Source organism: Rhodoferax sp., assembly GCF_034519335.1.
GTDB lineage: Bacteria > Pseudomonadota > Gammaproteobacteria > Burkholderiales > Burkholderiaceae_C > Allorhodoferax.
Genome location: NZ_JAXHOL010000017.1, coordinates 53,517 through 70,692, shown reverse-complemented (window position 1 = coordinate 70,692; position 17,176 = coordinate 53,517). Strand labels below are relative to the sequence as shown.

Below are 17,176 nucleotides of genomic sequence, written 5' to 3'. Positions count from 1 at the left end.
CGCGGGAGGTTGCCACCGTCAGCTCGCGCCACGGCCAGCGCCTGCGGTTGTGAGACTTCGGAGGGGTTTGTCCGGCACGGCTGGCGGCTGCGCCCGCCAGTGGCTCCGCGCCACTGTGTTGGCAGCTCCTACACCCGTTGGCTGGGGCCATAGCGCACCCACTCAGAGGTAACGCGTCTTCTGCGGCCCCGTAGCCGGAGTACTCCCAAACAATATGGCTGTTAAAAGCTCCCCTCGCCGACGGGGCGAGGGGCTGGGGGAGTGGGTGTCAAAAAAACGGTCTATCCCTGCCAAAAAAAGCAGAGAAACCCTCAAGCCCCAATGTTGCACTCCCGCCGCAACAAAGCCACCGCATCGTTGAACGTGTAGTCGTGGTCACTCTCCAGCGTGGGCCGCGCATCTTCAATGAAGTTGTCCCACAGGCTGGTGTAGTCGTCCAGTTGCTGGGCGGGGGCATGCGCTGCAATAAAAGCGTTTACCACCTCCGGCTTGAGCCCTGACTTGCGAATTTTTCTCACCAGCGTGGCCGCAGCCTTTTCGGTCAGCAAGGTTTTGGGCGTGCTGCCTGCCGCCATGCACAAAAACAGTGTCAGCAGCGAGCTTTCGTCGTCATTGCCACCGGTGGCCTTGTCCCATGCCTTGTTGCTGGTGCGTTCAAAGTGGTCAACCTCGGCCAGCATGTCTTCCTGCCAGAAATAGCGGCCCATGAAGGCCGGGGTCTGGTCAAACAGTTTGCGCGCGGGAAGAGGGGATTCCAGCCATTTGGGGGCGTCTTGCAAGAGTGACTTGCGCACCGTCTCCACCACTTCGGTGTATTCGTCCGGTAGTTCTTTGGGCAGCGGTATCTTGAACTTCTCAGGCTGTCCCGCAAACTTCTTGCGCAACGCCAGCACCATTTTTTCGAACAACACCCAGTCCGGCATCTCGGTGCGTTTGAGCGCCAGGGCCAGCAGGCCGGTGCGAATCACCGCCTCTGCATCCTTGCCGGCTTCCTCCAGCGCATCTTCGTCCACGCCCAACTGCTGGGCTATCCAGATGGCGGCATCCACCACGGCTGCCACACGACTGCGGCTGGCCAGCTCGGCCTGGTAGTCGGGCAGGCTGCGCAGCGCCCATTTGGCCAGCAGGGGAATATGCTCGTCGCGGAAGCCACTGCGCTCATTCATGCCGAAGTGGGTGGTCTGCGGCATGGCAATGAGCGCCTTGAGCATGTCGGAGCCACCCTTGGAGCGCGAGAGAAAGCTGTAGTCACGCAAGTCTTCGGCTGCCCGCTGCAAATCACCACCGCTGCTGTGCTCCAGGTACAGGCTCACCAAGTTGACCATGCGGTCCTTGGCCTGCTCCAGCTCGGGGCGCAAGAATTCCGTGCCAAAGTAGCGTGCAATTTGCACCATGCCTTTGGGCGCATCGGTGCATATGGCATCCAGCCGGGCCTGGTCAATCAGCCCGTGTTGCACGCCATGGGCCAGCGCCTTCTCGAAGAAGGGGCGGGCGTCAAAGAGGGATAGAGCTTGCGGCTGCGCTGACATGGTCAGATGGCAGACTCTTCGTCGTCGTCACGGGCCGCAGGGGTGGCCTTGCCGCGGTCGGTGTCGCCGGTTTCCACCTTGCCATCGTCCTCCTCGGCTTCTTCCTCGTCATCCAGGCCGAGGTCGTGCGCGCGCGCCTTGGCACGCAGCACCAGCAGCATTTCAATGAACAGGTCTGGCAGCTCGTGGCGAAGCAGCCAGGCCATTTGCATCCAGTCCTGGTCCGCCACTTCATCGAGCTCTACCCGCGGGCGCACATAAGCCGATTGGTAGAGAGCTTGCTCGGACAGCATCTCGCCATCATCTTCCACGGTGTCAAAGAGGCCGGTGCGTGCAAAGGCTTCGATGCGACTCCACTTCTCGGTAAAGTAGTCGGCCAAGGCTTCGCTGCCACCTTCGAGGTCGCCAATGGCGGTCAAAAATTCGATAGCCTCTGCCGACTCATCGCGGAAAATGACCGAGTTCATCATGCCGCGCAGGTGGGTGCGCGTCAGGTCCTTGTACTGCTTTTCAATGACCACGGCATGCGCAAACTGCTGCGGTGTGATCAGCAGGTTGACGATGGACTCCTTGGAATCGTCGTACTCGCGGATCACGGCCAAAATGTCTTTGGGCGGGAGTTGTTCCAGCACCACCATCAGGGCGCCGTCTCCTTCGCTGTCGGCCAGTTCGGTGAGCACGGATTCGGCACCCACGATGTCGCCAGCGGCGATGAGGGCTTGGGTTTTTTCAATCAGGGCAAGTTGGGACATCGTGTTCTCCGCTCAATCAGTCTTTGTGATCAAAGCCTTGTTCCACCATCCAGGCGGCGCCTTCTTGCTCGCGCACACGGGCTTCACGTTCGTCTTCGTCCAGGCCTTCGTCTTCGCGGTTGTCATCGTCCGAATCTTCATGGTCCTCGTCGTCCTCGCTGTGCGCTGCCGCACGGCTGTCAGGGCGGCCGTACATGTATTCCAGTGCTGCGGCTACCGACATGAACCATGCGCCTGCAGGTTGTTGCAGCACTTGGCTGATCAGGGGGCGGGCTGCAGGCAGCACCTCTACCGAATCGCTGATGCTGTCCCATCCCGGCAGGTCTTCCGACTCGTGCGAAATCAGGTGGTTCATGGCGGAAGTGGACTTGAAGCGGAAGGACTGGTGGAACACAACGGCCACCATCTCGGGGCTCAGCTCCAGCATGCTGAGCAAAAAGCCCAGTTCCTTGCGGCGCTCGGCCAGCTTTTTGGGCAGCATGTGTTTGCCCTCGGAGTCGGAGGCCAGATCGTCAATCTCGGCCTCGTAAGCGCTGCGCAGGTGCTGGAAAAAAGGGGAAATGCTCATGAAGGGGCTTTACTCACAAAATGCGTGCGAAGTAGGTATTCCAGATTTCGCGTGCTGTATCAATCGGGCTGTCCAGCAGGCCACGGCGACGGTTGTCGTCGTATGCCTGGCGTTTGCTGTCATCCGACAGCGTGTCATAGGCTTCTTGCACTTCACGAAAGCGCAGTGCTGCGTCCGCGGCCGGGTTGCGGTCCGGGTGGTACAGCGCAGCCTTTTGGCGGAAGGCCTTTTTGATATCGGCCAGCGTGGCAGCGCTGTTGAGCCCGAGGGCAGCGTAATGGTCTTTCATGCAGCGGCTTTCAGCGAAGCGCATTGTCGCGGACAAAGAAAAAACCCCGCTACTGAAAAAGTAGCAGGGTTTCTTGCACCCTTGCGGGTTAATTTGGCTCCTCAACCTGGGCTCGAACCAGGGACCTACGGATTAACAGTCCGGCGCTCTACCAACTGAGCTATTGAGGAATGAAGCCTCAGATTATAGCGTGGTTTTTTCGGTGATTTGGAAAACACGCTAAATTTTTGAGAATCAGGCTATTTTTTCTCCGGCGTCTGCACACCGAGCAGCGCATGCAAGCGCGGACTCGTGGTGGTGTACTGCAGCATGACCTTCTTCTCGGGAAAGATGAGGGGCATGGCGCCGTAGGCGGCGAGTGTAGCTTCATGGAAGCCGCACAAAATCAATTTCTTCTTGCCTGGGTAATTATTGATGTCGCCCACAGCAAAGATACCTTGCACATTGGTGGCGAAATTCTCGGTGTTCACTTCTACCTGCTTGCGCTCCATGGCCAAGCCCCAGTCAGCAATCGGGCCCATCTTGGGAGAAGTACCGAGGAACACCAGCAACTGATCCGTGGGCAGCGCATGGCTTTGCCCCTCGCTGTCCAAAACATTCAGGGCAGCGAGGCGGCCATCACGGGCCTCAAACCCGGCAATTTGTGCCGCGGCAAACCGCAATGCACCATTGGCACGCAGTGCCTGCACCCGGGCTTGTGTGTCAGAGGACGCTGTGAAGACATCGCGCCGGTGCATCAAGGTTACCGATGCGGGGCGGTGGGTATTTTCATGGGCAAGCACTTCAAGTGCACACTCCAGTGCGGCATCGCCACCACCGTAGATCACCACATGGCGCTTGGCCAGGGCATGCAAGTCGGGGGTGTGATAGTGGAGCTGGGTCTGCTCAAAGGCTGCAATGCCTTTCAGCGGCAGGCCACGGGGTACAAAGGCTCCGACACCGGCAGCCACAAAAAGTGCTTTGGTGCGGAACTGCTGGCCCTTGGTGGTGAGCAGGTGAATGCTTCCATCGTCCTGGCGCTGCACCGAGGCCACTTGCTGACTGAGGTGCATCTGCGGACCAAACGGAGCGATCTGCTTCAACAGGCTCTCGATGAGGCCACTGCCGGTGGTGACAGGAACCGCAGGGATGTCGTAAATGGGTTTGTCTGCGTACAGCTCGACACACTGGCCGCCCGCATAGGGCAGGGCGTCGATCACATGGGCTTGGACTTCCAGCAGACCGAGCTGGAAGACTTGGAACAGGCCCACCGGGCCCGCGCCTATCACGACGGCATCGGCTTCTATGACGTGTGCAGCCATGCCGAGTGCCGCTTCAGCGGATCAGTTGGGCCAACTTGCCGGTCTTGTCTTTCCACTCTTCGGCGTCGTCCAGAGGGGCCTTGCGCTTGGTGATGCTCTTCCAGCCGGGCAGCTTGGCCAAATCCGCGTTGAGCTGAATCATGTGTTGCTGGTCTTTGGGAGCGTCTTCTTCGGCATAGATGGCGTTGACCGGGCATTCGGGAATGCAGACCGCGCAATCGATGCACTCATCGGGGTCGATCGTCAGGAAATTGGGGCCTTCGCGGAAGCAATCCACGGGGCACACGTCCACGCAGTCGGTGTATTTGCACTTGATACAGGCTTCGGTGACGATGTGTGTCATGTTGTTTGAGGGCAGTAAATAAGATGGCTGGCATTGAAATGCCAAGCCCTTGATTTTATTGGGTTTTGGAGGCTGCCCCTTGTCACAGGGGCATCTCCTTTGCGTTGCATCAACTCAGCAGCAGTGCCCCCGAGGTCTTGTGGGTGGCAGTGTCCACCAGAATCAGCGAGCCCAGAACACGGCTTTGCGCGTACGGAACAGCGGTAATAGCCTCTTGCAACGCCAGCTCGATATGGCCGATGGCGTTAGGCGCAATCTCGGTGGCGTCGTGTTCTTGCAGGGTGTTGATATCCAGGCTGTGGACGATGCGCTTGACCTTGGCCTTGATCCAGCGGTGGCCATGCAAGGCCAGGTACACGCGGCCGGCAACCAGGGGCTCATCATCCATCCAGGCGACGGTGGCCTTGATCTCACGGCCGGCTTCTGCAAAGGCGCGGGGCTTGGGCGTGTCGGCAAATTCGTCGTCCGGGTCGGCAGCGGGAGTCACTTGTGCCAGGAACCAGTCGCCACGAGACACGTCCACTTCACGGTCCAGCGTGATGCCTGCGCCATGGCCTGCCGCAATGCTGCCGGGGACGCGCGCGTGGTTCACCACCTGGGCCACCACGGCGGTCTGGCCGCTGGGGTGGATGCTGACCGTGTCGCCCACCTGCACGGTGCCAGTGGCTACACGGCCCCAGAACACGCGGCGGCCTTGGGTGGTGTCGGCAGAGTGGTGGAACTTTTCCACCCACTGCACCGGGAACGCGAAGGGCACCTCGGTTTCCGCAGCGGTGACGGGAAGGGTCTCCAGCAGCGCCAGCAGGCTGGGGCCCTGGTAGTCGCACCAGCCGGGCGTGGCTTCCACCACGTTGTGGCCCTTGAGGGCAGACATGGGGATGGTGGCCGTCACGACAATGCCGGCTTGCTTTGCAAAGGCCTGCAGCGCTTCGCTGATCTTGGCAAACGCGGCGGTGGCGTCATCGCCCAAGGCGTCGAGTTTGTTCACGGCAAAGATGATGCCGGGCACGCGCAGCAGGTTGACCAGCAGGCTGTGGCGGCGGGTCTGGGGCAGCAGGTCCACCAGGCCGTCCACATTCCACTTGAGCTTGGTGGCATCCACCAGCACCACGGCGGCGTGGGCGCTGCTGGCAGCGGTGACCATGTTGCGGGTGTACTGCTCGTGGCCGGGCGCATCACCAATGATGAACTTGCGGGTGGGGGTGGCGAAGTAGCGGTAGGCCACGTCGATGGTGATGCCTTGCTCGCGCTCGGCACTCAAACCGTCGGTGAACAGTGCCAGGTCGGCCTCGCCACTCTTGGAGACGTTGGCCAACTGGTCTTGCAGCACCGCTTTGCTGTCCACCAACAGGCGGCCGATCAGCGTGCTTTTGCCGTCGTCCACACTGCCGCAGGTGATGAAGCGCAGGGCGGATGAAGTGTCATTTTGGCCATTAGCCCCCGTGGATGTTGCGGGAGCAGCTATCGTATTCGTAGCAGTCATCAGAAGTATCCGTCCTTTTTGCGCTTCTCCATGGAAGCCTCAGAAGTCTTGTCGTCCATGCGGGTGGCGCCGCGTTCGCTCACGTCGGCGGCCAGCGTTTCGATCACGATGTCGGCAGCATTGGCGGCCAGACTTTCCACCGGGCAGGTGCAGGTGATGTCGCCCACGGTGCGGAAGCGCACGTCGCGGCTTTCGATCTTTTCACCATCCTTAGCCGGGGTCAGGTCGGTCACCGGCACCAGCAGGCCCTTGCGCTCCACCACGTCGCGTTTGTGCGTGTAGTAGAGCGATGGCAGTGCAATCTTCTCGCGTTCGATGTACTGCCACACGTCCAGCTCGGTCCAGTTGGAAATGGGGAACACTCGGAAGTGTTCGCCGGGCTGCAGGCGGGTGTTGAACAGCGTCCACAGCTCAGGGCGCTGGGCCTTGGGCTGCCATTGGCCGAAGCTGTCGCGGTGGGAAAAGATGCGCTCCTTGGCGCGGGCCTTTTCCTCGTCGCGGCGGGCGCCGCCGATCAGCGCGTCAAAGCGGAACTCGTCGATGGCTTCGAGCAGCGTCACCGACTGGTGCACGTTGCGGCTCTCGCCGGGGTGGGCCAGGCGCACGGTGCCGCGGGCCATGGAGTCTTCGACGCTGCGCACGATCAATTCAGCGCCCAGTTCCTTGGCGCGGAAGTCGCGGAAGTCGGTCACTTCGTGGAAGTTGTGGCCGGTGTCGATCATCAGCAGCGGGTAGGGGATGCGGCCCACGCCGAAAGCCTTCTCGGCGCACTTGAGCATGACCAGCGAATCCTTGCCGCCCGAGAACAGCAGGGCGGGGCGCTCAAACGCAGCCGCCACCTCGCGCAGGATGAAGATGGTCTCTTCTTCCAGCGCATCCAGGTGCTGGTTGGAGAGGCGGTCGAAATGGGTGGGTTCAGTCATGGCGTTCATGCTTTTGATTCTTCATGTTTCACGTGCAGGCCGCATTCTTTGGCGGCACCACCTTCCAGATTGGCTTCCCACCACCAGCGGCCGGAGCGGAAGTCTTCACCCAGGCTGATGGCGCGGGTGCAAGGCTCGCAGCCTATGCTGGGGAAGAACTGATCGTGCAGGGGGTTGTAGTCCAGCTTGTGGGTCTGGATGTAGTGCCACACATCGCCCCAGGTCCAGTTGGCCAAAGGGTTGATCTTCACGCGCTTCTCTGAGCTGTCCACCAGCGGCACATCGGCGCGGGCGCCGGACTGCTCGCGGCGCAGGCCGGTGATCCAGGCGTCTTTGCCCTTGAGCGCGCGCTCCAGCGGTTCCATCTTGCGGATGCCGCAGCAGGCTTTGCGCAGGGCAATGCTCTTGTACATCGCATCTTTGCCTTCGCGGTCCACAAACTGAATCACCGATTCATTCACCGGCTGGTACACCGTGACCGCAGCGCGGCTGGAGGCCTTGAAGCGCTCCAGCAAGTCCAGCGTTTCCTTGTGCAGGGCACCGGTTTCCAGCACGAAGATGCCGATGTCCAGCTTCAGGCTGTTGATCAGGTGGCTGATGACCACGTCTTCAGCGCCCAGGCTGGACGCTTGGGTCACGGTCGCAACATCGCCGTCCGTGCCCGCGTATTGCGCGGCTGCCTGGGACAGCACGCCCTGGGCTTCGGCCAACTTGATGATGTATTCGCCGCTGGCTTCGGCGTTGCGCGCCATGGCGCTGCCTGCAGGCTGCACTTGCACCGCAAAACGGTTCCCGAGGGACGAGGTTTCGGCGGTCATGCGGCTTCGCCTTCGCGAGCAAAGTGCGGCTTCACCGTCACCGCGTCGCCTTGGTAGAAGCCGCGATAGCGGTCGAACTGGCGTTGTGCAAAGTCGATGTTTTGGTCAGCGCGCAGCACCGCCACGTCAAAGCCGGTGCGTTCCATTTGCACCAGCTGGTCGATCAGCACGTCGCCAGTGGCGCGCAGCTCGCCGGTGAAGCCAAGGCGGCGGCGCAGCAAAAAGGCTTGGCTGTAGGCGCGGCCGTCGGTGAACTTGGGGAAGTTCAGGTCGATGCGGGTGACACCTGCAAGGTCCAGCGTGCGGGGGTCTTCGGTGTTTGCCAGTTCAATGACGTTCTGGCCCTCAGCGCGCGTGGAATGTGCGGAAGCAGCTATTAATTTCATAGTGTTTTCTTTCTTTCAGCGTCCGGGGGGCTCAGGCTTCCTGGGCGTCTTTGGCATAGCCGTCTTGTTTGGGCAAGGCGTGCAGTTCTTCGTGCTTGTCGGCCAAGCGTGCCGCGTTGGCTGCCGCCTTGAACGGCTCCATGCCCACGCGCTTGAAACAGTCGATGAAGGTTTCGCTGCCCACGCGGTGCTGGCGGAAGGTGTCGAGCACCGCCTCAATCACGCCGGGCACCTCCAAAGCGCCAAACGAGGGGCCCACCACCTTGCCAGGGACTGCGTCGCCACTCAGGGCCGAGCCGTCCGAGCCGCCGAGGGACACCTGGTACCACTCTTTGCCGTCCTTGTCCACGCCCAAGATGCCGATGTGGCCGCTGTGGTGGTGGCCGCAGGAGTTGATGCAACCGCTGATGTGCAGGTCGATCTCGCCCAGGTCGTGCAGTTCGTCCATGTCCTGGTAGCGCTCGGTGATCTGGGCGGCAATCGGGATGGAGCGGGCATTGGCCAGTGCGCAGAAATCGCCGCCGGGGCAGGCAATCATGTCGGTCAGCAGGCGCACATTGCTGCGGGCCAAGCCGGCGTGGCTGGCGGCCACCCACAGGGCGGGCAGGTCTTCTGCGCGCACCCAAGGCAGCAGCAGGTTTTGGTCGTGCGTCACGCGCACTTCACCGGCAGAGAACTCGTCGGCCAAGGCAGCAGCCGTGTCGAGCTGGTCGGCATCCGCATCGCCGGGCGCTTGACCCAGACGTTTGTACGACAGGGTCACGGCGCGCAGCGCAGGGTTCTTGTGCGGGGCCACGTTTTGCTGCAACCAACGCTCGTAGTCCTTTTGACGCTCGGCAGGAGTTGCTACCGTTTTAGGAGCTGCTTGCGCAGGCGTAGCAAGCGCTGGAGGCACAAAACATGCTGTAACGCGGTCCAACTCAGCCTGGCTGATGGTGTGTGGCGCACCGTCGCGGGTGATGATTTGCTCGTACTCGGCTTCCACCTCGTCGATATAGCGCTGGCCTTCGGCCTTCACCAAAATTTTGATACGCGCCTTGTACAGGTTGTCGCGGCGGCCCCAGCGGTTGTACACGCGCACCACCGCCTCCAGGTAATTCATGATCTGGTTCCAGGGCAGGAAGGCGCGGATCTCGGTGCTGATGACCGGAGTGCGGCCCATGCCGCCGCCTACAAACACGCGGAAGCCGAGTTCGCCGGCCGCGACGCCGTGTGTCGCTTCCCCTTCACTTTTGATCAGGTGCAGGCCCACATCGTGCCAACGCACCGCAGCGCGGTCGTTGGTAGCGCCGGTAATGGCGATCTTGAATTTGCGCGGCAGGAAGGCGAACTCTGGGTGCAGCGTGCTCCACTGGCGCATGATTTCGGCAAATGGGCGGGGATCTGCAATTTCATCCACCGCCACACCGGCCAGCTCGTCGCTAGTGATGTTGCGGATGCAGTTGCCGCTGGTCTGGATGCCGTGCATGTTCACGGTGGCCAGCAGGTCCATCACGTCGGCGCTCTTGTCCAGGGGAATCCAGTTGAACTGCACGTTCTGGCGCGTGGTGAAGTGGCCGTAGCCCACCGGCAGGTGGGTGGTGCCCCAGGTGGCTTGGGTGCCGATGGCCTTGTCAAACACTTCCTTGCTGGGGTGGTCGTACTCGCGGGCAATGCGGGCCAGCACGCGCAACTGGGCGCTGGACAGCTCGCCGTAGGGCACGGCCACGCGCAGCATGGGCGCGTAGCGCTGGATGTACCAGCCGTTTTGCAGGCGCAGGGGGCGGAACTCTTCGTCGCTCAAGGTGCCGGCCAGGTTGCGTTCCAGCTGGTCGCGGTGCTGGGCCGCGCGGGCGCGGATGAACTGGCGGTCAAATTCGGTGTATTGGTACATAAGCTATTCAGTTGAGGACAGAGCTAAAGATCTGTCCCGCAAGGTTTCACAAAGCAATGAGTTTCAAGCCAGCATAGGCAAGAAGAACGGAAAGCAAAGAACGAATCACGCGCTCGGGTGTTTTGAACATCAGGTGGGAGCCGACCCAGATACCCGGAATCGAGCCCGCCAGCAGCTTGGCCAACATGGGCCAGTCCACCGAACCGAGCGACGCATGGCCCAAACCGGCCACCAGTGTCAGCGGCACGGCGTAGGCAATGTCCGCCGCCACGATGCGCGGCAGGGGCAGCAGCGGGTACAGCAGCATCAACACCGTGACGCCAATGGCGCCCGCGCCGACGGACGTGAGTGTAACCAGCGTGCCAATGAGCGCGCCAAACAGCAGCGGCAGGCTCCAGTGGCGGGGGCGGGCGGCCGCATCTTCTTGCCCGCTGGCTACCGCCGTGGGGGCGGATTTGCCGCGCAGCGCCTTGTACAGCGTGGCCGCCGCCGTCATCAGCAGGGCGCCGCCCAGGGTGGTGGTCATCAGGCGCTGCACCTCGGGGCTGGTGGCGCCCAGGGTGTGCAAGACATAGAGGGTGATGAGCGCGGCGGGAATGCTGCCGGCCGACAGGTTGATCACCACCCGCCAGTCGATGTGGCGGGAGCGCGCGAGTTTGACCGTGCCGCCCATTTTGGTGAAGGCCGCAAACAGCAGGTCGGTGCCCACCGCCATATAGGGCTTCACGCCAAAGAAGAAGATCAAGATGGGCGTCATCAACGAGCCCCCCCCCACACCCGTGAGCCCCACGATGGAACCCACAAAAAAGCCCGCCAGTACAAACGCCAAATCTTGCATGGGGGCGAATGTAGGCGGGCCGGCTTAGATTGAAAACTATTTTTTAGCTATGCCTATATGCCAATTGAGAATATGAAGCCCGGAAAGTTGGGACGCCATGGGCAGACGCTTTACCATCAGCCCGCCAGTTGCCCCTGTGCCGCACGAGAAGGAGAACCCCATGGATCTGGATGCAGTCCCAATTACCGAGGGCCCGACGGGCCTGGTGGTCGTGGCGTCTGCCGAGGTGTTGGCCCGGGTGCGGGATGTGTTGGCTGCCGAATACCGCCTGCAGGTGGCCGCCACCGAAGCCCAGTCTCTGGACATGGCCACAGCGGCCACACCCGCCGAGTTGGTTGTGATGGACTTGGATGCGCAGTCTTTCACGGCCCTGGCGCAGCAGACGGCCGCTGTCCAGGATGTGACGATTTTGGCCATGGCTGCCCTGGCCGAAACCCGTGACTCCGACACTGGCAACCACTTGCGCCGCACCCAGCACTATGTGCGGGCCTTGGCGCGCAAGCTCTCGGTGCATCCGCGTTTCAGCGCAGTGCTCACCCCCAAAAACATTGGCATGATTTTCAAATCGGTGCCGCTGCACGACATCGGCAAGGTGGGCTTGCCTGACCGGGTCTTGCTCAAGCCGGGCAAGTTGACCGAGGAAGAGTTCGAGATCATGAAGACCCACACCACCCTGGGCCGCGACGCGATTGTGCAGGCCGAACAGGCTGTGGGCGTAGCGCCGGATTTCTTTACTTTCGCCAAGGAAATTGCCTATTCCCACCAGGAAAAGTGGGATGGCACGGGCTACCCGCAAGGGCTGGCGGGGGAGCAGATCCCGGTATCGGCCCGCCTGATGGCGGTGGCCGATGTGTACGACGCGCTGATCAGTCGGCGGGTCTACAAGGCCGCCATGTCGCACGAGGACGCGGTGGCCATCATTGCCCAGACACGGGGACGCCACTTTGATCCCGACGTGGTGGATGCCTTTGTGGCGCTCCAAGACACGTTTCACGCGATTGCCATCGCGTTTTCAGACACCGACGCCGACCTGGACAAGAAGTCTGCCTACCTGCAGACGGCACAAATTCAGCGCTAATTTCAAGCCAAATGAGGCCATGGAACCCGTGGATACTGCGCGAGCAGCTTCTCTTTTGATAGCAAAAAAGAAGCGTCGCCTTGCCCAGCCTCAGTACTTCTTGCCCCGCAGTTCTTCCATGCGCTCGTTGAAGTAGCTCTCGACCGTGTAGCGCTCTGACAGCACCACCTCGCGGCGGGGGTGCAGGAAGAGTGGCAGCGAGATGCGCGACTTCTTGGCGCCTTCGCCGGTGGGGTTGAGCACGCGGTGCACGGTGCTGGGGTAGTAGTGGCCTGAGGCCTCTTGCAGCATGTCGCCGATGTTGACGATCAGCAAGCCAAAGTCGCAGGGCACATCGAACCAGGCGTTGTCTTTGCCCAGCACCTGCAGGCCGGGTTCGGTGGCCGCGGGCAGGATGGTCAGCAGGTTGATGTCGCCATGGGCGGCGGCACGTACGGCACCGGGTTCCTCGTCGCCACGCAGGGGCGGGTAGTGCAGCACGCGCAGTAGCGTGTGGTCGCTGCCCTCAATCATTTGGGGCAAGGGCATGGAGTAGCGCGCGCGCACCTCGAGCGGTGAGTAGTCTTCCACCCAGCGCAGCAGCGTGGCGGCCAATGCGGCGCCATCTGCGTAGTAGCGTTGGGCGGCATCACTAACCTCGGCGGGGTAGCGGCCCCAAGGGTAGATGTGGAAGAACTCCTTGAGGTCTTTTTTGGTGTTGTTTTTGGCCGTCTCGGACACGCTGGGCGAGAAGTAGCCGTCGTGCTTGGCCGGATCGTGCGGATATTGGTGTTTGGCCTCGGTCTTGAAGAACGCCAGCCATTCAGCATAAATGCTTTCCACCAGGTCTTGGTTGAGCGGATGGTTCTTCAGCACGCCAAAGCCGGTTTCATGCAGGCTTTTGCAAAACGCTTGTGGCGCATCCGGGCTGGTGAAGTCAACAATGGGTAAGTGCATGGCGGTCCTCGCAGCGTTCCAAAAATTACAGCCAGTTCGACATCAGGGTGCTGTCAATCAACTGCAGCGCCGCATCAGCCTTCAGGTTCAGGCAGACCTGGGTGTCGGGCACCTCGTCACCCCAGCCGGGTTGGGGGTAGAAGATGTCACGGCGACGCATCATGGTTTGCCCATTGGCAGGGCCGTCCAGCGCCACGCGAACGCGGCCTGCCTGGATGTCAAACAGCTCGGGATTGGTCAGCGCCACAAAGGCCAGCACATCGTGGCCGAAGCAGCCGTGGATCTTGGCCACATGGGGGTAAATACCGCTGTAGAAATCGGCGTAAAAGCTCACGGCGTGGTGCAGCACATCGGTGGCGACATGCTTGTGGTGCTCGGCCACGCGTTTGAACAGCGCCAGCGGCACGATCAGCTGGTGCGTTACGTCCAGCCCCACCATGGTCAGCTTCCAGCCGGCGGTGAACACGAAGTCGGCCGAGTGGGGGTCGTTCCAGATATTGGCTTCGGCCACGGGGGAAACGTTGCCCGGCTCCATCACGGTGCCGCCCATGATGATGACCTCTTGCAGCAGTTGGGGCAGCTTGGGTTCCAGCTTGAGTGCGGTGGCCAGGTTGCCCAGTGGGCCCACGGCCACCAGGGTGATCTCGCCGGGGTGGGCGCGCGCCATGTCCACGATGAACTGGGCGGATGGGCGGGGGTCCAGCACGCTGGTGGTGGGCACGCGGCTGGGCAGGTTGCCCAGGCCATCGGCGCCGTGGATGAAGTCGGGCGGGGTGCCGGGCGCCTTGAGCCAAGGCGTTTTGACGCCCAGGGTCACGGGGATTTTCTTGCCGGCGATTTCGGTCAGATAAAGGCCGTTGGTGGCAGCTTGCTCCACCGTGACATTGCCAAATGTAGTGGTGATGCCCACCACGTCAATGCCAGGGTGGGCCAGCGCGTAGTAAAGCGCCATAGCGTCATCCACGCCAGGGTCGGTGTCATAAATAACTTTGCGTGCGGGGGTGTTGCTCATAGATGTCTCGCTTGAAAAATTGGATAAAAAAATCAGCTCAGGCCGCAGAAGGCGCGCAGGGCCTGTTCTGCCTGCGGCGATGTGGTGGGGTGCTGGCCCATGAAGGCCGTGACTTCCGCCGCCTCGGGGATGCTGGACTGGGCACCCCAGCGGGTGCATGCAATGGCGCTGGCTGCGCTGGCAAACTGCAAGGCTTCTGCCAAGGTCTTGCCCTGGCTCAAGGCCGCCACCAGGCTGCCGCAGAAGGTGTCGCCTGCGCCCGTGGTGTCGACCGGCGTGATCGGGTAAGCGCCCTGCAAGGTAAAAGCGCCTTGCTGGCGGGCGCAGCTGCCGTGGTGCCCGAGGGTGACGACGACGGTGGGGACCTGGATGCGTTCCAGGCACTCGGCAATGCTGCCGGAGTGGCCAGATACAGTCGCCAATTCGCCTTCGTTCACCACCAGCACATCAGTGTGGGCCAGCAAGTCGGCAGGCAGGCTTTGCGCCGGGGCTGCATTCAACACCACTGTGACCCCTTGGGCACGTGCAGCGCGGGCGTAAGCGGTTACCGTGTCCATGGGGGTTTCCAGCTGGAGCAGCAGGTGGGTAAAACCCTTCAGGCTTGGCAGGTGTTCGGGGCGCAGCTGGGCATTGGCGCCGGGTGCCACGGTGATGGCGTTTTCCGCGTCGTCGGACACACAAATGAATGCGGTGCCCGTGGGGTGGTCTGGTGTGCGAATGGTGTGAAGCTGTACGCCTGCCCCTTTCAGTGAAGCCTCCAGTGGCACCGCAAAAGCGTCATCGCCCAAGCCGAGCAGCATGTGGGTAGCGGCCGCACCTGCGCGGGCGCTGGCAACTGCTTGGTTGGCGCCTTTTCCACCGGGGAACGTTTTGAAATCGCGGCCCAGCACTGTTTCACCCGGGCTCGGGATGTGATGGGCGCGGACTACAAAGTCCAGATTTGCGGAGCCAGCCACAAGTATCATCGGTTGCACTTTCTGTACACAAAGAGCGTCTATTTTGACGCCGAAAATACAGCCTCCCAATAAGTCCCGTTGTATAGACCCCAATGCAATCCCTGATGTCAGTCGCTTACCCCTCATTTGGTCCAGGTGATTCAGCCTCGCTGACTCCTGCAGTCACCGTGGTGGGTGGCGCCAATATGGACTTGGGCGCACAAACAGACACCCCCTTGCTCCCAGGCGATTCCACGCCAGGGCATATCCAATATGCGCCAGGTGGAGTGGGGCGCAATATTGCAGAAAACCTGGCTCGCTTGGGCGTGCCGGTCAGCCTGCTTACCGTGGTTGGAGATGACGCATTTGGTACGCAGCTGATTACGTCAACCGCTGCCAGTGGGGTCGATGTGACGAAGATGTTGCGCCTGCCAGGGCAGCGGACCGCAACCTATCTGTCCATGCACGGACCCGATGGTGACATGGCATTCGCTGTCAACGACATGGCCATCTTGGAGCAGCTTACCCCGGCATGCTGTACCCAGCATATGCCCGCTCCAAAACCGGGGGAATGGCTGTTGCTGGATTGCAATCTTCAGACTGCTACTTTGGCGCATCTGTTGAATTCGGGCCGCACGGTGGTCGTTGACGCGGTGTCCGTGGCCAAGTGCCGCCGGGTGGAGGCCCACTTGCCTGCCGTGCACTTGCTCAAAGTCAATCGCCTGGAGGCCGCGGCGCTGTCAGGAAACCCGGTACACGCGCCAGAGGATGCTGTGCGGGCAGCGCACGCCTTGCATGCGCGGGGCGTAAAGCGCATCGTGGTGAGCCTCGGGGCGGACGGGGTCGTTTGGTGCGATACCGATGGCTCCACCGGCTTTCTGGCCGCCCGGCACGTTCCTGTAGTCAATACGACAGGCGCTGGTGATGCCTTGCTTGCTGGCATAGTGGCCGGCTTGCAGCGTCAGATGTCCCTGTCGCAAGCGGTGGCCTATGGCCGGGCGTGCGCAGAGATCACACTTTCCAGTACATTCGCCAACTCTTCTGAATTGAGCCACGCCGCCGTCTTGCGGCAACATTGAACCACTATGAACGCATTGCCCTATCTGGATATCGCACCCGAGGTGCAGCACGCACTGGCGCAACAGCAACCGGTTGTTGCGCTGGAGTCCACCATCATTTCGCACGGCATGCCGTACCCGCAAAACGTGCAGACTGCCTTGCAGGTTGAGGCCGAGGTGCGGGCTCACGGTGCCGTGCCAGCCACCATTGCCATCGTGAATGGCAGGCTGAAGGCCGGACTGTCCGTCCAGGATATTGAACTGCTAGGGCGCAGCGGACGCGATGTGGTGAAAGTGAGCCGCCGGGATATCCCGTTTATCGTGGCAGCTGGCGCGACCGGGGCCACTACCGTGGCTTCCACCATGATCATTGCCGCCATGGCAGGCATCCGCGTGTTTGCCACGGGTGGCATCGGTGGTGTTCATCGTGGGGCGCAGCAGAGCTTTGACGTGTCGGCAGATTTGCAAGAGCTTGCACAAACCCCGGTGGCGGTGGTGTGCGCGGGTGCCAAATCCATTCTCGACCTGCGCCTGACGCTGGAGTACCTGGAAACCCATGGCGTGCCTGTTGTGGGGTACCAGACCGATTCGTTGCCAGCTTTTTTTACGCGCGACAGCGCTTTCTCCGTGGATTACCGCCTGGACAGCCCTGAGGCCATCGCTCGTGCCCTGCATGTGAAATGGCGCATGGCTTTGGCCGGTGGCATGGTAATTGCAAATCCCATTCCCGAGGCGTTTGCGATGCCGCGGGAGTCGATTGACGCAGCGATTGAGCAGGCTTTGCAAGAGGCCAACGTCCAAGGCATTGGTGGCAAGGAATCCACCCCATTTTTGCTGGCGCGTGTGTGTGAGCTGACGGGGGGCGACAGTTTGGCGTCCAACATCCAATTGGTACTCAACAATGCCCGATTGGCCAGCGCCATCGGTGCAGAGTTGGTGCGCCTGGATCGCGAGGATGCGTAGTGAATGGCTGGATGGCTCCGGGGGTAAGAGGTGTATAACGTGAGCGTTATATACGGATAAGCCCTGATAGCCACACTTCAGGCGCTGCGTA

Annotated in this window: 18 protein-coding genes and 1 tRNA gene; 3 read left to right on the top strand and 16 right to left on the bottom strand. The window is 61.5% G+C overall.

What is annotated here, in order from left to right; all coding sequences use genetic code 11:
- Positions 1-311 precede the first annotated feature (311 nt).
- The 13 genes from U5O12_RS07325 to U5O12_RS07265 all read right to left on the bottom strand — a co-directional run bounded on the left by U5O12_RS07325 (position 312) and on the right by U5O12_RS07265 (position 11,103).
- Complete coding sequence (locus U5O12_RS07325) at positions 312-1,529, bottom strand: hypothetical protein (RefSeq protein WP_322578000.1); 1,218 nt, start codon at positions 1,527-1,529, stop codon at positions 312-314.
- Positions 1,530-1,531: 2 nt separating this feature from the next.
- A complete protein-coding gene (locus U5O12_RS07320; RefSeq protein WP_322577999.1) occupies positions 1,532-2,281 on the bottom strand; it encodes a hypothetical protein in 750 nt (249 codons plus the stop codon).
- Between the two features lie 16 nt (positions 2,282-2,297).
- Positions 2,298-2,849 (bottom strand): hypothetical protein, encoded by a 552-nt coding sequence (locus U5O12_RS07315; protein WP_322577998.1) that lies wholly within the window; start codon positions 2,847-2,849, stop codon positions 2,298-2,300.
- Between the two features lie 13 nt (positions 2,850-2,862).
- A complete protein-coding gene (locus tag U5O12_RS07310) occupies positions 2,863-3,138 on the bottom strand; it encodes a DnaJ domain-containing protein (RefSeq protein ID WP_322577997.1) in 276 nt (91 codons plus the stop codon).
- 94 nt (positions 3,139-3,232) lie between these two features.
- Positions 3,233-3,308 (bottom strand) — tRNA-Asn (locus U5O12_RS07305).
- A gap of 69 nt (positions 3,309-3,377) precedes the next feature.
- The gene (locus U5O12_RS07300; protein WP_322577996.1) at positions 3,378-4,439 is read right to left on the bottom strand and encodes an NAD(P)/FAD-dependent oxidoreductase; all 1,062 of its coding nucleotides are present in this window, start codon (positions 4,437-4,439) and stop codon (positions 3,378-3,380) included.
- A gap of 13 nt (positions 4,440-4,452) precedes the next feature.
- Positions 4,453-4,782 carry a ferredoxin FdxA gene (gene fdxA, locus U5O12_RS07295; protein ID WP_322577995.1) on the bottom strand — a complete coding sequence of 110 codons (330 nt, stop codon included), beginning with the start codon at positions 4,780-4,782 and terminating at the stop codon, positions 4,453-4,455.
- A gap of 109 nt (positions 4,783-4,891) precedes the next feature.
- Positions 4,892-6,265, bottom strand: coding sequence for a sulfate adenylyltransferase subunit 1 (locus U5O12_RS07290; RefSeq protein ID WP_322577994.1), 1,374 nt, complete (start codon positions 6,263-6,265; stop codon positions 4,892-4,894).
- Complete coding sequence (gene cysD, locus U5O12_RS07285; protein ID WP_322577993.1) at positions 6,265-7,197, bottom strand: sulfate adenylyltransferase subunit CysD; 933 nt, start codon at positions 7,195-7,197, stop codon at positions 6,265-6,267. Before cysD ends, U5O12_RS07290 begins: the two co-directional genes overlap by 1 nt.
- The gene (locus U5O12_RS07280; RefSeq protein ID WP_416221461.1) at positions 7,194-8,006 is read right to left on the bottom strand and encodes a phosphoadenylyl-sulfate reductase; all 813 of its coding nucleotides are present in this window, start codon (positions 8,004-8,006) and stop codon (positions 7,194-7,196) included. Before U5O12_RS07280 ends, cysD begins: the two co-directional genes overlap by 4 nt.
- Entirely contained in the window at positions 8,003-8,392 is a 390-nt protein-coding gene (locus tag U5O12_RS07275; protein WP_322577992.1) for a DUF934 domain-containing protein, read from the bottom strand. Before U5O12_RS07275 ends, U5O12_RS07280 begins: the two co-directional genes overlap by 4 nt.
- Before the next feature lie 31 nt (positions 8,393-8,423).
- A complete protein-coding gene (locus U5O12_RS07270; RefSeq protein ID WP_322577991.1) occupies positions 8,424-10,265 on the bottom strand; it encodes a nitrite/sulfite reductase in 1,842 nt (613 codons plus the stop codon).
- 46 nt (positions 10,266-10,311) lie between these two features.
- Positions 10,312-11,103 (bottom strand): sulfite exporter TauE/SafE family protein, encoded by a 792-nt coding sequence (locus U5O12_RS07265; RefSeq protein ID WP_322577990.1) that lies wholly within the window; start codon positions 11,101-11,103, stop codon positions 10,312-10,314.
- A 160-nt stretch (positions 11,104-11,263) separates the two neighbouring features.
- Here U5O12_RS07265 and U5O12_RS07260 point away from each other — a divergent pair, with 160 nt between their 5' ends.
- Positions 11,264-12,181: an HD-GYP domain-containing protein gene (locus U5O12_RS07260; RefSeq protein WP_322577989.1), complete on the top strand. Its 918-nt coding sequence runs from the start codon at positions 11,264-11,266 to the stop codon at positions 12,179-12,181.
- Positions 12,182-12,271: 90 nt separating this feature from the next.
- On the opposite strand, the gene U5O12_RS07255 is transcribed toward U5O12_RS07260, so the two are convergent.
- The 3 genes from U5O12_RS07255 to U5O12_RS07245 are packed head-to-tail and all read right to left on the bottom strand — an operon-like array spanning position 12,272 to position 15,094.
- Positions 12,272-13,117, bottom strand: a complete 846-nt coding sequence (locus U5O12_RS07255) for a 2OG-Fe(II) oxygenase family protein (protein ID WP_322577988.1) — start codon at positions 13,115-13,117, stop codon at positions 12,272-12,274.
- Positions 13,118-13,142: 25 nt separating this feature from the next.
- Entirely contained in the window at positions 13,143-14,129 is a 987-nt protein-coding gene (locus tag U5O12_RS07250; protein ID WP_322577987.1) for a nucleoside hydrolase, read from the bottom strand.
- 32 nt (positions 14,130-14,161) lie between these two features.
- Complete coding sequence (locus tag U5O12_RS07245; protein ID WP_416221460.1) at positions 14,162-15,094, bottom strand: ribokinase; 933 nt, start codon at positions 15,092-15,094, stop codon at positions 14,162-14,164.
- Between the two features lie 95 nt (positions 15,095-15,189).
- Between U5O12_RS07245 and U5O12_RS07240 the strand changes: the two genes are divergently transcribed.
- Both U5O12_RS07240 and U5O12_RS07235 read left to right on the top strand, forming a co-directional pair.
- Positions 15,190-16,143, top strand: a complete 954-nt coding sequence (locus tag U5O12_RS07240) for a PfkB family carbohydrate kinase (protein ID WP_322577985.1) — start codon at positions 15,190-15,192, stop codon at positions 16,141-16,143.
- A 6-nt stretch (positions 16,144-16,149) separates the two neighbouring features.
- Positions 16,150-17,085: a pseudouridine-5'-phosphate glycosidase gene (locus tag U5O12_RS07235; protein ID WP_322577984.1), complete on the top strand. Its 936-nt coding sequence runs from the start codon at positions 16,150-16,152 to the stop codon at positions 17,083-17,085.
- Positions 17,086-17,176 lie beyond the last annotated feature (91 nt).

Coding starts and splice junctions, on each gene's coding strand:
- U5O12_RS07310 (WP_322577997.1), bottom strand. CDS start 3,138: ATGAAAGACCATTACGCTGCCCTCGGGCTCAACAGCGCTGCCACGCTG.
- cysD (WP_322577993.1), bottom strand. CDS start 7,197: ATGAACGCCATGACTGAACCCACCCATTTCGACCGCCTCTCCAACCAG.
- fdxA (WP_322577995.1), bottom strand. CDS start 4,782: ATGACACACATCGTCACCGAAGCCTGTATCAAGTGCAAATACACCGAC.
- U5O12_RS07270 (WP_322577991.1), bottom strand. CDS start 10,265: ATGTACCAATACACCGAATTTGACCGCCAGTTCATCCGCGCCCGCGCG.
- U5O12_RS07300 (WP_322577996.1), bottom strand. CDS start 4,439: ATGGCTGCACACGTCATAGAAGCCGATGCCGTCGTGATAGGCGCGGGC.
- U5O12_RS07255 (WP_322577988.1), bottom strand. CDS start 13,117: ATGCACTTACCCATTGTTGACTTCACCAGCCCGGATGCGCCACAAGCG.
- U5O12_RS07280 (WP_416221461.1), bottom strand. CDS start 8,006: ATGACCGCCGAAACCTCGTCCCTCGGGAACCGTTTTGCGGTGCAAGTG.
- U5O12_RS07325 (WP_322578000.1), bottom strand. CDS start 1,529: ATGTCAGCGCAGCCGCAAGCTCTATCCCTCTTTGACGCCCGCCCCTTC.
- U5O12_RS07250 (WP_322577987.1), bottom strand. CDS start 14,129: ATGAGCAACACCCCCGCACGCAAAGTTATTTATGACACCGACCCTGGC.
- U5O12_RS07320 (WP_322577999.1), bottom strand. CDS start 2,281: ATGTCCCAACTTGCCCTGATTGAAAAAACCCAAGCCCTCATCGCCGCT.
- U5O12_RS07260 (WP_322577989.1), top strand. CDS start 11,264: ATGGATCTGGATGCAGTCCCAATTACCGAGGGCCCGACGGGCCTGGTG.
- U5O12_RS07275 (WP_322577992.1), bottom strand. CDS start 8,392: ATGAAATTAATAGCTGCTTCCGCACATTCCACGCGCGCTGAGGGCCAG.
- U5O12_RS07235 (WP_322577984.1), top strand. CDS start 16,150: ATGAACGCATTGCCCTATCTGGATATCGCACCCGAGGTGCAGCACGCA.
- U5O12_RS07265 (WP_322577990.1), bottom strand. CDS start 11,103: ATGCAAGATTTGGCGTTTGTACTGGCGGGCTTTTTTGTGGGTTCCATC.
- U5O12_RS07245 (WP_416221460.1), bottom strand. CDS start 15,094: ATGATACTTGTGGCTGGCTCCGCAAATCTGGACTTTGTAGTCCGCGCC.
- U5O12_RS07315 (WP_322577998.1), bottom strand. CDS start 2,849: ATGAGCATTTCCCCTTTTTTCCAGCACCTGCGCAGCGCTTACGAGGCC.
- U5O12_RS07240 (WP_322577985.1), top strand. CDS start 15,190: ATGTCAGTCGCTTACCCCTCATTTGGTCCAGGTGATTCAGCCTCGCTG.
- U5O12_RS07290 (WP_322577994.1), bottom strand. CDS start 6,265: ATGACTGCTACGAATACGATAGCTGCTCCCGCAACATCCACGGGGGCT.